Here is a 13901-nt window from a genome sequence, read left to right as displayed (position 1 = left end):
GGATTTCGCCGCGGTCAGGGGACCAGGACGGGCAGCAGGGGGATGTCGCCCTGCAACGCGTCGACCACATCCTCGACCACCGCGAACGGGAAACCGATGGTGGCCGTGGCGACTTCGTCGATACCGTCGCGAACCGCCGTGACGATCGCCGTGGGATCGCCGGAGAGCAGCGACATCCCGATGTCCCAGGCCGCGTACTGCGGCGCGGTGATCAGGTTGCGCCAGTCGACGAAGAGTGCGGTCGGCAGGTTCGCGGGCCCGACCGGGATGCCTTCCCAACTCACCAGCGTCCAGCCGCCTCGCGGATCACCCTGCACCACCACGGTGCCGGTGTTCTCGGGGAAGTGGGTGAGCATGAGCAGGAAATCGGGATTGTTCACGTTCATCATCGTCCCGACGGCCATGGTGAACGCGCTGGTGTAGGCCGCCGACGTGATGTTGCCGTCCGCGGCCACCTGAATCGGGGGCGTCAGGGCATGGTTGTAGATCGTTTCCAGCGCGCCGGTGAAGTGCTGGTTGAAGACGATCCCGTTGAAGTCGGAGGAACCCGGCGCGAGCATCGGCATCAACGGGAATCCGAACATCCAGGCGATCGGGCTGGCCAGATAGAGCAGGCCGGCGGGACTGATCTGCGGTAAGCCGTCGAACACTCCGGCGCTGATCTCGTTGAGTCCGGGCAGCACTTGCACGTTCGACCCCGGGAGCATGCCGGCCAGCGCCGCCGCGGTTTCCTGAGTCCTGGTCAGCTGCGACGCGAAGATGCCGGCGTAGGGGGCGTTCGGTGCCAGGATGTTTGCGACGGCCGTGGCCTGCTGTTGACCGAGGGCGGTGAGGGATACCCCCGGGATGGCCGTGTCGATCCAGCCTTCCAGGTTGGCCGAGGTCTGTCCGTGCCGCACCAGATCGATGACGATCGACTGGCCGCCGGCGGGATCGCCGAAAGACCCGGTGCCGATGAACAACCCCGCGCGGCCGACGGGGGCGCCAGCTGCGCCGGGGCCGCCGTTGCCGAAGAAGAAGGCCTGCCCGCCCGCGCCGCCGGTGCCACCGGCACCGCCCGCACCGCCGTTACCCATCAGCCAGCCGCCGAAGCCGCCCGCACCGCCGGTTGCGCCGCCGAAGCCGGCACCGCCGGCACCGCCGTTGCCGACCAGCCCGGCGTGCCCGCCGTTGCCGCCGACCGCGACACCTGCGGTGGGTGAATAACCGGCCCCGCCGTCGCCGAACAGCAGTCCCCCGGCGCCGCCGGTGGGTGCGGTCGCCGTCCCCGCAGCGCCGTTGCCGATCAGCGGGCGCCCGAGCAGCATGTTGGTGGGCGCGTTCACAATTGGATCCAGCGCCTGGCCGAACGGGCTGCCGATCCACGCCTGTCCGGCCGCGCGGACCGGGCCGTAGACCGCCGTCTGGAACGCGTCGGCCGCGGCGACGCGCAACGACGTGACGATCTGCGCCTCCGCGCCGGCGTAGGCCGCCGCCGCCGTATTGAGCGCACCGGTGAACTGCTCGTAATACGTGGCGGCCTGCGCCGCGGCCGCCTGATACGACTGGGCGTGCGTGCCGAACAACGATGCGACGGCGGTCGAAACTTCGTCGGCGGCCGCGGCCACTACCTCGGTGGTCGGGAGAGCCGCTGCGGCCGAGAGATGAGCGGCGTCGGCCGCGGCTGCGGCCAGCATGTCCGGCGCGACAAGCACAAATGACATCGCCTACCCCCGTTGGTATCGCGTATTAGACATGATCGCGCGCAGGCCGGGAAAAGACGGGGATATCGAAGAATTCGCTATTTGCTCTTACGGGATAGGAAGGCCCGCATATGGTGTTGCGGCTCCCCCGTCAGGAACGCCTGACCGAACTGTTCGACGCTGTCCTCGATCGCCGCGTGCACCGACATGTCGAACCACTTGTTGAGCAAGCGCTTCTGCTGGCGGACGGCGTGCGGACCGAAACCGGCCAGTCTCGAAGCGAGTTCGCCGATGCGGGTGTCCAGTGCCGACGGTGCGACGACTTCGTGCACCAGACCCCAGGTGGCGGCCGTGTCGGCGTCGATCGTCTCGCCCGTCAGCAACAGCCACGACGAATGCGACGCCCCGATCAATGCCGGCAGCAGCGCCGCGTGGATCACCGACGGTATTCCGACGGCCACCTCCGGCATCCCGAATCCGGCGCCGGATTCGGCGACGCGCAGGTCGCACGACGCCGCGACTTCCAACCCTCCGCCGAGGCACCAGCCCGCCAGCCGGGCGATGACCGGGACGGGACATTCCCGGATCGCCTCGCACAGACCCGCGAGTCGGCGGATGAACACCTCGGCGCTGGACGGTTCGAGGGTGACCATCTCGTTGATGTCGGCGCCGCCGATGAACGCCTTGTCCCCCGAGCCGCGCAGCACGACCACCCGCACGTCGTCACCGACCGCACGGAATGCATCGGTGAGTTCCGAGATCGCTTGACTGCCAATGATATTCAGCGGCTTGGAGTTGATCAGCCCGATGGTGGCCACACCGCCGTCAGTGCCGTATTCGACGAGGGTGTCGCCCATGCTCAGGAGGCGCTCTCCAACTCGTCGAGTGCCTCGCCGGTGTAGACGGCCAGTCGCTGCAGATGGGGCAGGGTGTCGCGACACCCGATGAACCCGAAGTTCATCGTGCTGGCATAGCTCTGCAGGGTGATGTTGAGCGCCTGGCTGTGCCCCACCAACGAAACCGGGAACGACGCCTCCATCCGACAGCCCCGGAGGTAGAGCGGATCCTGAGGTCCCGGCACGTTGCTGACACAGAGGTTGAACGTGTCGGGCCAAGGCGTCTTGACCTTGGTGAGCGAACCGGCCACCTGCAGCACGAACGGGGCCAACAGGGCAGTGGTGTACGCCAGGATCGCGTCCTTGTTCATCTTCGACAATTCGGCCTTGGCTACCCGGGTGGTGGCGGTGATGGTGTGCAGACGCTCGATCGGGTCTGCGATGTCGGTGCCCAGCGTGCCCAGGATTGCCGCGACGGCGTTGCCGCCCCCCTCGTCGTCCTTGGGTCGCACGTTGACCGGCAACATCGCGATCAACGGTTTGTCCGGGAGCTCGCCCAACTCGTCGAGAAACCTGCGCAGGCTGCCCCCGACGATCGTCAACGCGACGTCGTTGACCGTCGAGTCATTCTGCTTCCCAATGCTTTTCAGCCGATCCAGCTGGTAATGCTGGGTGGCGAAACGGCGGTTGCGGCTGATCCGCGTGTTCAGGATGGACCGCGGTGCCTGCGCCGAACCGATCAGGTTGCGGTACTCGTTGTCGTTGCGCAGTTGGGTGTTCACGATGGCCTTGGTCAGATCCAGCGTGGAGCGTCCCGCACCTGCGACGGACCCGAGCACACCACCCACCCCGCTCACCACGCCACCCAAATTGGTGACCAGACCGCCCAGGGTGCCCAGCACGCTGCTGGTCAGGCCGTTGCCGGATTCGTCCTTCGCCGCGGGCACCCGTCCGGGCGTGGGGATGTTGAAGAAGAGGGGATGCGTGGTGTCGTGGGGGTCGGTAGACAGGCTGCGCGCCAACATCTTCTGGCCGGTGTAGCCGTCGACCAACGCGTGGTGCATCTTGACGTAGATGGCGAACCGTCCGTCTTCGAGTCCCTCGATGAAATGCATCTCCCAAGGAGGCCGGCGCATGTCGAGGGCGTTACTGTGCAACCGCGACACCAGGATTCCGAGTTCGCGTTCATCACCGGGGCTGGCCAACGCCGAACGTCGCACGTGGTAGTCGAGGTCGAACTTGTCGTCGTGGACCCAGGATTGAATCGGGCTGCGCAGCAGGTCAGGATGGCTCAGTTTCAGATTCCACGGCTCGACCACCTCGTTGGCCTTGCTCTCGTCGACCAACTGACGCAAGAAGTCGTTCGGCGCATCCGGGGGCGGGGTGAACGGCATCAGTCCACCGACGTGCATCATCGTGCTCGCGGTTTCGCCGTAGAGGAACAACATGTCTTGCGGCCCTAGCCGCCTGGCCGTCTTGCTCACGCACCACTCCTTTGGATGAACAGGCTCCCGCTTGTGACCGTAGTCCAAATGAGTTCGGTTGACCCTAGCTCTTATTCACGGCTACAAACCGAAGGCAGGGCAGCAGGCTTCGGGGTCAGCAGGAGACCCCCGGGGCATGTGTCTATCCCGAGCCCAGCGGGACGCTGTTCGCCGCGCGCCTCGATGGCTGAGCTGTCGCAACTTCCCGTGCGGCATGGGTGTCCGGGACACCCTCGGCCACTGACAGAAGACGTTGCGGCGCAGCTGGATTCGTTGTGCCAGCAGGTCTGGTGGATCCGGGTGGCCATGGTGGGGATGAATCCACCGCTGCGGGCAAAGGGTGTGCGATACCCCTGCTTGGACCGTCAGGCCAGGTCGATTGCCAAAGTGACTGCCCCGCAAAATCTTCGCCACCGATTTACCCGGCATCGGCTGCTGAACGAGCAGACCGGGATAGCGGTCCGGCCCGGACAGGTTTCTCTGCCGATGCGCAGGCAGCCCGCATTGAGACGACCCGAAACTTCCGGGTTTACGAAATCGCTGAACGGGGTGGATGCCTGTCTTATTTGTGAAAACTCTATGAGTTGATGGCAAATAGCGGTAAATTTGCCAGCGGGGGGCCCTCCAGTACGAGCGGGCTCCCGGGGCACGAAGGAGAACAGCGGTGAAGCGTGGAGTCCTCGTCGGAGTAGCCGGTGTTGCCATAGTTGCTGTGAGTTGCGCAGGATGTTCCAGCAACAAATCCGATAAGGGTGCGCCCAACACCGCACCAGCGGCCCCGGCCGGCCCTCAGGTAATCGTCGACGGTCAGAGCCAGAATGTCAGTGGCGCGATCACCTGCACGCCGGCCGGGAACAACATCAACATCGGCATCGGCGACGCGGCCAATGGGATCGGTGCGGTGGTCAGCAAAGACAATCCGCCCATCGTCCACGCGGTGGGGCTGGGCGCCGTCAACGGCGTGGTGCTCGGTTATTCCGATGCAGCCCCAGGCCAGGGCGGCTCCGCAGGGGCCGCGGTGAGCGGCAAGTATTACCAGATCAAGGGCACTGCGACCGGCGCGGACGTCAGCAACCCAGCGCAGCCGAAGACGCTCACGAAGTCATTCGAGCTGGACGTGACCTGCCCGTAGCGCGGACCTACCAGACATCGTGCGGGCCGAAGCCCGAGAGGGGATGCAGCTAATGTCCATCAAACGAGTGGCCGCAGCTGCGGCAGTCGCGGCGGGTCTCGGTATGACCGCGACGGCATTCAATGCGGGTTTCGCCAGCTCGGCTCCGCAAGACCCGTGCCCTAATTGGGACAGAGCCTGTCAGAGCCGCAACTCGACCCCCGCCCCCAGCCCTAACCCGGGACCGGGTTACGGGGGCGGCGGATCCGTGCCGCCGCCGGGATCGTCCGTGCCGGGTGCCGGCACTCCTCGGCCGACGACCACCAAGCCGCCGGGTACCACACCCCGCACCACGGCGCCGCCGGCGAGCACGACGAACCAACCCAGCACCACGCCTTGGAGTTCGCCGCCGCCCACGACCACCACGAGCCCGTGGAACGGGACGCCGGCACCCACGACCACCACGAGCCCGTGGAACGGGACACCGGCACCCACGACCACCACGAGTCCGTGGAACGGGACACCGGCACCTACCACCACGGGGAGCCCGTGGAACGGGACACCGGCTCCGACGACCACGGGGAGCCCGTGGAGTGGATCGCCGGCGCCCACCACGTCTGGTCCGTGGGGCTCGACGACTCAGGGCGGTGATCGGTCCTCCTATCCGTCCACCACTCGCCCGGTGCTCGACGCACCGACCACTCAACCGCCGCACCCGCCGTATATTCCGCCGCGCGGCGAAATCCCACGTGGCACGGTGCAGATTGGCGGCCCCATCGACCTGCCGGTCGGGTTCTACGTCCCAGGCCGCGGAGCACCACCACCGCCGCGACAGAGCGGCTACGGATGGAACAACGGTCCGGCGCCCGGCCACCCGCCGCCCAATTGGGAAGGACCGGCGCCCTCGAATGGCTGGGACGGCGCGCCGCCACCCGGCGGTTGGAACCGCCCGTGGGAGGGGCCGACGCGTGACGTCGGCTATGGCCAGCAGTATTTCGCGCCGTTCAACTACAACTCGTATAGCGTCGTTCCGGTCTTCAACTGGCAATACGGTGGTTGGGGTTACTGGTTCATGGGCTTGTGGGTGCCGCTGTACTGATTGAACGGGGATGACGGGACGCCGCTGGCGGGGTGTCCGGTCATCGGACGTGCCGGGCCAGGAAGTCCAGAACAGCCCCGGCGAACACGTCATTGCGGTCGCCGGCGACCATGTGTCCCGCACCCCGCACGTCAGTGAATTCGACCTGCGGGAAACGCGCGAGGAACTCGTCGGCGCGCTCTTGGCTGACCAAATCGCTCACCTGCCCGCGCACCAGCAGCATTGGCAGACCGGTGCGCAAGATCGCTTCCACAGCGGCATGCATGCGGTCGGCGTCGGTGACCTCGAAGGGCGGGAAAGCCGCTGTGCCGCTGATGAACTGGGGATCCCAGTGCCAGTACCAGCGGTCGCCGCGGCGGCGCAGATTGGTGGTCAGCCCGTCCAGGTCGGTCGGTCGAGGGCGGTGCGGGTTGTACTCGGCGATGGCGTCGGCGACCTCCTCGAGTGAGGCGAATCCCGATTCCACCCGGTCGGACATGAAGGCGTGTATGCGGTCCGCCCCCGATTGCTCCATGTTCGGCACGATGTCGACGAGCACCACGGCACTGGCGATACCCGGGGCGATCTCGCCGGCCAGCAGCATCGAGGTGAACCCGCCCAGTGAAGCGCCGACCAACACCGGATCCGGCGGCAGATCGCGCAGCACCTCGACGACGTCGGCGGCGAAGGTGACCACGCGGTAGTCGCCTTCCCCGGACCAGTCCGACTCACCGTGGCCCCGCAGGTCGACCGTGACGGCCTGAAATCCGCGCTGTGCCACGGCTGCCGCCGCCCGGCCCCACGAACGTCGGGTCTGCCCGCCGCCGTGCAAGAACACCACGGCACGCGCCCGTGGGTCGCCTTGGCGGTCGGAGACGATGCGAACACCACCCGGTCCGTGGGTAACAAACGGTTGCGCTGCCGTCGCCATCAACGAATGGTAAGACGCCCTAACTGGAACGCGTTACAGTACGGGCCCGCCGATCCTGCAGTCGGCGCACGATACCCAGCCGTTCCCCGTCGCGTCCCGGTGCGAACAGCGGGATGACGACCGCCGCGACGGCGACGATGAGGGCCAGGACGGCGTAGGACGAACTGCTCGCCGACACGAACGCCTCCCTGCTGCGCTCGGCGAGCTGAAGCCCGTGCGGTCCCAGTTGCTGGGCGACGGCCAGCGCCTTGGACAGCGAATCCGATGCCGGCCCGCGCAGTTGGTCGGGATAGTCGCCGAGGGCGGCCGCGATGTGGTGGCTGTAGCTCCCCGCGAGGATAGAACCGGCCAGCGCGATACCCAGCGCACCGCCCACCTCGCGGGTCGCGTCGTTGACCGCGGACGCCACGCCCTGTTTCTGGTCCGGCGCGGCCGACATTATCGCCGAAGTCGTTGGCGCCGTTGCCAATCCGAACCCGGTCGCAATCACCATGAGCGGCCAGCACACCTGCAGATACGACGAGTCGGCGTCCAGCATGCACATACACAGGAAGCCGACCGAGACCAGCACCATGCTGGCGAACACCACCACCCGTAGTCCCAGCTTGGGGACGTACCACGACGACAGCGCCGAGAGCGTCAGCAGCGGTAAACCCATGGGGCTCAAGGCAATCGCGGCCACCAGCGCGGAGTAACCCTTGACCTGCTGCAGGTACTGCACCACCAGGAAGAAGAGCGCGAAGGTGGCCATGAACACGACCGTGATGGCGGCCGCGCCGGTGCCGAAGTTCGGGTTGCCGAACAACCGGATGTCGAGCAGCGGCTGGGGCCGCCGGAGCTCGATCCAGCCGAACACGACCGCAAGCACCGATCCGGCGATCAGACAACCGAAGACCCGCGGATCGCTCCAACCGTGTGCGGGTGCCTGCAGGATGCCGAACACGAATACCGCCACCGCCGCCCCGATGGTCAGCGCACCTGGCACGTCCAAGCGTGGGGCGTGGGCATCGCGGGACTCGGCGATCGTCAGGGTCGCCGCGAAAACCACCAGTCCGCCGATGGCCAGCGTCCAGAAGATCGACCGCCAGTCGAAGAACTCGATCAGCAACCCGGTACCGATCAAACCGAACAGGCCCGCCGTCCCGGCGACCCCGGCCCAGATTCCCACCGCCTTGGTGCGCGCTTCCGGCGGGTAGGCGACGGTCAACAACGACAACGTCGCCGGCATGACGAACGCCGCTCCCGCTCCGGCCAGCCCGCGCGCGGCGATGATCTGCACCGGACTGTCGAAGACCAGCGGCGCGGCCGATGCGATCGCGAAGATCGCCACGCCGACCAGTAGGGCGCTGCGCCGGCCGTACCTGTCGCCGATGGCCCCGGCAGGCAGCAGCAGGCACGCCAGCAACAGCGTGTAACTGTCCACGATCCAGGTCAGCTGCGTCTGGGTGGCCGCGGTCGCCAACGCGATGTCGCTGAGCGCGGTGTTCAGCGAAACCATCGACGCGATGACGAGCGCGACGCCCGTGCACGCGATGAACAATGTCCAGCTTCGGCGCCCGCGGGAACCTTGCGTGAACGCGTCGGGGGGTGATTGTTCGGACCGGTTCAGGGTTCTGACCGCGAAATCAGTCATCGGCCCGCTTCCTCTTGTTGGACAGGAGCTAAACAAGACTGTCAGTCTCTGAACGAGACTAGTAGTCTCAGTACCCGCTCGACTACTCGCGGAAACAGATCAGGTTCGTGAACCGCCGGGCACTCGATCCTTCAGCCACCGAACGATCCTGCTCACCGGATTACCCGACGAGCGCTGGGAATCCTTGATCCTGTTCAGGGTCTGCTCGCCCTCCGCGGCGTAATCCTTGACCGTTTCGTCGCCTTCTTCAGCGCGCATTTACCAATGCCTCCGTTCTCGTTCGTATCGACCTAGCCCGGCGTCAAACGCTCGGGCGGATCTTGTGGCGTCAGTCGCTCCGGGGACTCGGCCGGCGTCAACCTCTCCGGCGTTTCCGCGGGCGTGATCCGTTCGGGTGTCTCTTGCGGCGTGCCCCGCTCGGGTGCCTGGGGTTCGTCGGTCACTGACCACACCTCCCTTCGCCAGGTTGGCCTACCCGCGTCAGGTGCGTTTCAAAACAGAGGTAACCGGCGTCTCATCCGCCTGTGCGGGTGAACTTCATGTCGTACGGGCCGCCCTTACAGGAGCTGCCGGATTCATCTTTGGTACCGCTACCGGTAAGCAGCGTGATCGGATCCTGGGCCGGCTCCGGGAGCGGGAAGTCGCCCTTGATCCGCACGTGCGAGGTGCCGCCGGCCGGACAGGCGGCATCGTATTCGTCGTCCCGGATCCAGGCGTTATCGGCGAACAGCAGCAGCTGGGTCCCGCTGGACCCGTTCCGGACGAATCGGCTGTTACACCGGTCGCCGGTGCGCAGACAGAAGGTGTCCACGTTGTAGTCGGCTTCCTGCGGTTTCGGGGCGTTCGGGCCGGTGTAGGTGGTCAGCAGGTGGTAGAAGCCGTGCAGTGCCTGACCTGGGGACACCACCCTGGCCGGCAGCTCAGCGGGGTTGGCCAGGCTGGACAGATCCGCGTCGCCGCTGCGGGTGAACGTCACCGTTCGTTTGCTGTAGCAATCCAGCGAGTCGGTGATCCATTCGCCGACCATCGTCCCGTCGGCATGTGGCTGCAGCCAGACGTAGTTCCACTTCTCGATGCTCTTGTCGTTGCATTTGCCGCCTTCCAGGGCGACAGCGATCCAGCGGCCCCGAACGTCGTCGAAGATCAGTTTCGGCGTGTGGTTGTAGAGTCCGTCGGTTCGTTGCGCGGTGGCGACGCACTCGGTCCCGTTGGCATTGCACGCCGAACGCAGCAGCCAGGTCTCCTGGCCCGGCGGCTCGGAGTTGGGCACCTCCTTGCCCGCCAGCGAGACCTTGGGACCGAAGTCCGCGGTGTAGGTGCCGGTGAACGGGCCGCTGTCGGTGAGCTGGGTCGGTTGGGCGGCGCCGGAGTGTTCGGTGGTGTGCCCGGAGCTGCCGGTGCTGCCGCCACCACCGGTCAACACGACCGCGGCGACGACGACGAGGACGGTCAGCAGCACCCCCGCACCGGCCAGGATCAGCGGCGTACGGCGCCGTTTCGGGGCCGGCTTGTCGGGGCCGGCCTTCTCCTCGGGCACCGCCTGAAACGGGACCGGCGTGGCCGGCTCACTCGTCGCACGGTACTGAGTGGCGTCGTCGCTGCTCGGGACGTACGGGACCGGATCGGCGGCCGGGCGGCGCTGGGTCGGGTCGGTGGGGGGCCGGCGCAGACTCGGATCCGGGCCCGGCCGCTGCGCGGGGGCCGGCCGCTGGTGGCCGGGGTCGGGGCCGGGGCCGGCCGGGCGGTACTGGTTCGGGTCACTCGGCGGCCGGTACGGGGCCGGTCCACCTGGCGGGCGGCGCTGGTCCGGCGGGGGACGTCGCTGCCCCTGGTCGACGCGTCCGGGTCCACGGCCCGGTGGCGGCTGCCGCGGCGGACCGGGCGGCGGTGGGGCCAGCTGGGTCCGCTGCTGCACCGGTTCGGGCCGGCGCAACGGAATGGGCCGGGTCCCGGTGACCGCCTCCCGCGCCGCCGCCGCCATCTCGGTCACCGTCGGGTAGCGCTGATCAGGGCTTTTGGCCATCGCGGTAGCCACCACGTTGTCCAGCTCTTCGGGGATACCGCGACGCATGGTCGACGGCCTCGGCGGCGGCAGACTCAGATGGCCGCCGATCTGTTGTTCCAGGCTGTTCCCGGGGAACGGCTGCTCGCCCGTCAGGCACTCGTGCAGTACGCACCCGAGTGCGTAGGTGTCGCCACGTGGATCGGTCTGGCCGCTGGTCACCCGCTCCGGTGCCATATAGGCCCAGGTACCGATCACGTTGCCGGTGCCGGTCATGTGCGAATCCCCCGCCGAGCGGGCGATGCCGAAATCGATCAGATAGGCGAAGTCGTCTTCGGTGACCAGGATGTTGGACGGCTTGACGTCGCGGTGCACCAACCCGATCCGGTGCGCGGAACGCAGCGCGGAGGCGATCTGCTCGATGATGTTGACCGCGCGTTCTGGTTCGAGCGCCCCTTCGGCGATGATCGCCTGCAGATCGCGGCCGACGACGAGGCGCATGTCGACATAAAGGCGACCCTCGATCTCGCCGAAATGGTGGATCGGCACCACGTGCGGGTCGTTGAGGCCCGCCGCCGCCAGCGCTTCCCGGCGGAAACGCTGTTCGAAGGTGGGGTCGTTGGCCAGATTGGCGGGCAGCACTTTCACTGCAACGACACGCTGGGTCTCGGTGTCGTAGGCTCGCCAGACCTCGCCCATGCCGCCGCGGCCCAGCAGCTCGATGAACCGGTAGCGGCCGAAGGTCGTGCCCTGCACTCCGCCCCCTCAAGCGAACTTTGGTAGGTCAACAGTAGAGCCGCGCGGGCCGGCGCGCCCACTGGTTACTTAGCTAAGCACGAAATGGGGAACGCGGGATAGCTCGTCCGCCTGCTGAAACCCGCGGCGGCGGGACCTCGCGCCGCGATTACAGCGCGCTGATTCCGTTGTGCAGCACCATGGCACCGATCAACACCAGGACGACGGCCAGCATTGCGGCGTGGTTGGTCTCCATCCAGTCCTTGAGCCGGGTGAGCTTGTCGTCCAGACGGTCGCCGGCGCTGAGGTATCCCACGATGGGGATGGCGACCGTCGAGGCCGAGAGAACGACGAAGACCGCGGCGAAGAACCACTTTCCGCCGACATCCAGCGGGCTGGTTCCGATGGCCAACCCGCCCGCCAGGCACAGCAGCGACACCTCGAGCCGCACCACGGTCAGCACCAGGGCGACGATGCCGGCACGCCTGGGGGTGATGGTGTCGAACGCCCGCATCCACCGCGGCGCCGCGGATTCCCGGTTCCGGGTCAGCCAGCGGTAGACGCCGAACAGGATCAGCACCGAGCCCAGCACCACCCGCAACCAGGAAGCCCAGGTCGGCGGCGCTTTGTGCAGGCCGGCGAAAAGACCGGAGCCGGTGACGAAGATTCCGGTCAGCGCCGCCAGGCCCAACACCCAGCCGCCGAGGAACGCCAGAGCCGTCGGTCGCGGCCGCGGGGCGTGCAAAACCAGCACCGCGGGGATGATCGTCAATGGCGAGACCGCGATGACCAGAGCCAGCGGGACGAGCTTGGCAAGCAATGACGTCCAGATTCCTGTCACGGGCAGCAATCTTCGCACTGAACCTCCGGACCGGCACCGAACGGGCGCGGATGAGTGTCGCCGCCGCAAACGTCCGATCCGGGAGCGCCGCGTGCGATGATCCGGCACGGTGGGCTTTCTGCTCCGGCAAAGCTCCGGCGGAGGAGGATTCACGTGGCAAGTCAGGTGCATCTCGGGCACATTTTCCATCTCTCCGGTGCGCCGCTGGTGACCGATGCGGCCGCCGCTCTGGTGTCGATTCCCGACGGCGCGTTGGTGATTGGCGACGACGGCCGTGTTGCGTTCTGCGGAGAACGAGAGGACATCCCGGATCGGTACCGGACCGGGACGGTGTCCGATCATCGGCCCGGATTCCTGCTGCCGGGCTTCGTGGACACCCATGTGCACTTCCCGCAGACCTACGCCGGCGCCTCCTACGGCGGCGGTCAGCTGTTGGAGTGGCTGACGCTGTGCATGTACCCGTCCGAATCCCGTTACGCCGATCCGGCTTTCGCGCGACGGGCGGCGGCCGAGTTCTGCGACCGCCGGATCGCGGTGGGCACGACGGCGGCGATGGTGTTCGGGTCCGCGTTCCCGCACGCCCAGGACGCGCTGTTCGAGGAGACCGCGCGCCGCGGTCTGCGGATCGTCAGCGGACGCGGCATCCAGACCGGCGGTCCCGCGGCGGCCGCTGCGCTGATCACGTCGGAAGACGACGCCATCCGGCTGACCAGAGCCGAGATCGACAAGTGGCACGCGGCCGACACCGGGGACGTGCGCACCGCGCGCCTGCACGTCGCCATCGTCCCGAGGTTCTCCCTGGCGGTCAGCACACGAACGTTGAAAAGCCTCGGCGAACTGTATGACTCGGTGCGCGACGACGGTGTGTACTTCCACAGCCACCTCAACGAGAACAACCGTCCCGGCACCGGCGAGGTCGACGAAACCAAGGACGCCTATCAGGTCCACTCCTACCTGGACACCTACGACGGCAAGTTCCTGCCGGGGTCGGCTGTCGGCGGGTCGAGCATGCTCGGGCGACGCAGCATCATGGCGCACGCGGTGCATTGTCAGGACGTCGAGCTGGCGCGGATGGCCGAGACCGGCACCTCGATCGCGCACTGCCCGATCTCCCAGCAGTTCCTGGGATCCGGCACGATGCCGTGGCTGCGGACGGTTGCCTCGGGCGTGAACATCTCCGCCGGGACGGACTTCGGCGGCGGCGACGAGTGGCTCATCCCCCAGGTCGTCGGGGCGGCGTTCAAGGTGCACATCTCCGAGCCGGGCGACCAGGGTGTGTCGATGCATCCGGCGCAAATGTTGTTCCTGGGAACCCTCGGCGGTGCGCGGGCACTGGACATGGAGGACCGCTTCGGCAACTTCGACGTCGGCAAAGAAGCCGACTTCGTGGTGGTCGACCCGCGCCGTACGCCGGCGCTGGAAGCCTCGCTGAGTCATGGGGTGCGGGCCGACGATCCGGTCATGGCGCGGGACCAGACGCTGTTCGGGTTGCTGATGGGGATCCGCGAGACGTCGATTGCGGGGACGTATGTGCAGGGACGACGGCTGGAGTGACGGGACCTGGCGGT

12 protein-coding genes are annotated in these 13901 nt (G+C 67.3%); 3 read left to right on the top strand and 9 right to left on the bottom strand.

The annotated features are described in order from the left end of the window. Nucleotides 1-14 precede the first annotated feature (14 nt). The 3 genes from AC5Y46_RS03280 to AC5Y46_RS03270 all read right to left on the bottom strand — a co-directional run bounded on the left by AC5Y46_RS03280 (nucleotide 15) and on the right by AC5Y46_RS03270 (nucleotide 4002). The gene (locus AC5Y46_RS03280) at nucleotides 15-1703 is read right to left on the bottom strand and encodes a PE domain-containing protein (RefSeq protein WP_499990106.1); all 1689 of its coding nucleotides are present in this window, start codon (nucleotides 1701-1703) and stop codon (nucleotides 15-17) included. A 77-nt stretch (nucleotides 1704-1780) separates the two neighbouring features. Beyond that, complete coding sequence (locus AC5Y46_RS03275; protein WP_499990105.1) at nucleotides 1781-2539, bottom strand: enoyl-CoA hydratase; 759 nt, start codon at nucleotides 2537-2539, stop codon at nucleotides 1781-1783. 2 nt (nucleotides 2540-2541) lie between these two features. Beyond that, entirely contained in the window at nucleotides 2542-4002 is a 1461-nt protein-coding gene (locus AC5Y46_RS03270; RefSeq protein ID WP_499943633.1) for a WS/DGAT/MGAT family O-acyltransferase, read from the bottom strand. A gap of 664 nt (nucleotides 4003-4666) precedes the next feature. On the opposite strand from AC5Y46_RS03270, the gene AC5Y46_RS03265 reads away from it, so the two are divergent. Both AC5Y46_RS03265 and AC5Y46_RS03260 read left to right on the top strand, forming a co-directional pair. Then, complete coding sequence (locus tag AC5Y46_RS03265) at nucleotides 4667-5134, top strand: lipoprotein LpqH (RefSeq protein WP_499943634.1); 468 nt, start codon at nucleotides 4667-4669, stop codon at nucleotides 5132-5134. A gap of 43 nt (nucleotides 5135-5177) precedes the next feature. Next, nucleotides 5178-6212 (top strand): MAP_0585 family protein, encoded by a 1035-nt coding sequence (locus AC5Y46_RS03260; RefSeq protein WP_499990103.1) that lies wholly within the window; start codon nucleotides 5178-5180, stop codon nucleotides 6210-6212. A gap of 40 nt (nucleotides 6213-6252) precedes the next feature. Here AC5Y46_RS03260 and AC5Y46_RS03255 read toward each other — a convergent pair whose 3' ends face one another. From AC5Y46_RS03255 to AC5Y46_RS03230, 6 genes are all read right to left on the bottom strand, one after another. After that, nucleotides 6253-7122: an alpha/beta fold hydrolase gene (locus AC5Y46_RS03255; RefSeq protein WP_499990102.1), complete on the bottom strand. Its 870-nt coding sequence runs from the start codon at nucleotides 7120-7122 to the stop codon at nucleotides 6253-6255. Between the two features lie 19 nt (nucleotides 7123-7141). Continuing rightward, a complete protein-coding gene (locus AC5Y46_RS03250) occupies nucleotides 7142-8755 on the bottom strand; it encodes an MFS transporter (RefSeq protein ID WP_499990101.1) in 1614 nt (537 codons plus the stop codon). A 99-nt stretch (nucleotides 8756-8854) separates the two neighbouring features. Further along, complete coding sequence (locus AC5Y46_RS03245; protein WP_499990100.1) at nucleotides 8855-9013, bottom strand: hypothetical protein; 159 nt, start codon at nucleotides 9011-9013, stop codon at nucleotides 8855-8857. Nucleotides 9014-9045: 32 nt separating this feature from the next. Further along, nucleotides 9046-9198: a hypothetical protein gene (locus tag AC5Y46_RS03240; RefSeq protein ID WP_499990099.1), complete on the bottom strand. Its 153-nt coding sequence runs from the start codon at nucleotides 9196-9198 to the stop codon at nucleotides 9046-9048. Between the two features lie 71 nt (nucleotides 9199-9269). Next, nucleotides 9270-11513, bottom strand: a complete 2244-nt coding sequence (locus AC5Y46_RS03235; protein WP_499990098.1) for a serine/threonine-protein kinase — start codon at nucleotides 11511-11513, stop codon at nucleotides 9270-9272. A gap of 148 nt (nucleotides 11514-11661) precedes the next feature. Next, nucleotides 11662-12351 carry a GAP family protein gene (locus AC5Y46_RS03230; protein ID WP_499990097.1) on the bottom strand — a complete coding sequence of 230 codons (690 nt, stop codon included), beginning with the start codon at nucleotides 12349-12351 and terminating at the stop codon, nucleotides 11662-11664. Between the two features lie 135 nt (nucleotides 12352-12486). Here AC5Y46_RS03230 and AC5Y46_RS03225 point away from each other — a divergent pair, with 135 nt between their 5' ends. Further along, nucleotides 12487-13887 carry an amidohydrolase family protein gene (locus AC5Y46_RS03225; protein WP_499990095.1) on the top strand — a complete coding sequence of 467 codons (1401 nt, stop codon included), beginning with the start codon at nucleotides 12487-12489 and terminating at the stop codon, nucleotides 13885-13887. The last annotated feature ends 14 nt before the right edge of the window (nucleotides 13888-13901 follow it).

It is taken from the genome of Mycobacterium sp. NGS59 (assembly GCF_059812345.1).
The sequence above is the reverse complement of the archived record's forward strand: the minus strand, read 5'-3'. Positions and strand labels throughout refer to the sequence as shown.

Coding starts and splice junctions, on each gene's coding strand:
- AC5Y46_RS03280 (WP_499990106.1), bottom strand. CDS start 1,703: ATGTCATTTGTGCTTGTCGCGCCGGACATGCTGGCCGCAGCCGCGGCC.
- AC5Y46_RS03275 (WP_499990105.1), bottom strand. CDS start 2,539: ATGGGCGACACCCTCGTCGAATACGGCACTGACGGCGGTGTGGCCACC.
- AC5Y46_RS03260 (WP_499990103.1), top strand. CDS start 5,178: ATGCAGCTAATGTCCATCAAACGAGTGGCCGCAGCTGCGGCAGTCGCG.
- AC5Y46_RS03255 (WP_499990102.1), bottom strand. CDS start 7,122: ATGGCGACGGCAGCGCAACCGTTTGTTACCCACGGACCGGGTGGTGTT.
- AC5Y46_RS03250 (WP_499990101.1), bottom strand. CDS start 8,755: ATGACTGATTTCGCGGTCAGAACCCTGAACCGGTCCGAACAATCACCC.
- AC5Y46_RS03245 (WP_499990100.1), bottom strand. CDS start 9,013: ATGCGCGCTGAAGAAGGCGACGAAACGGTCAAGGATTACGCCGCGGAG.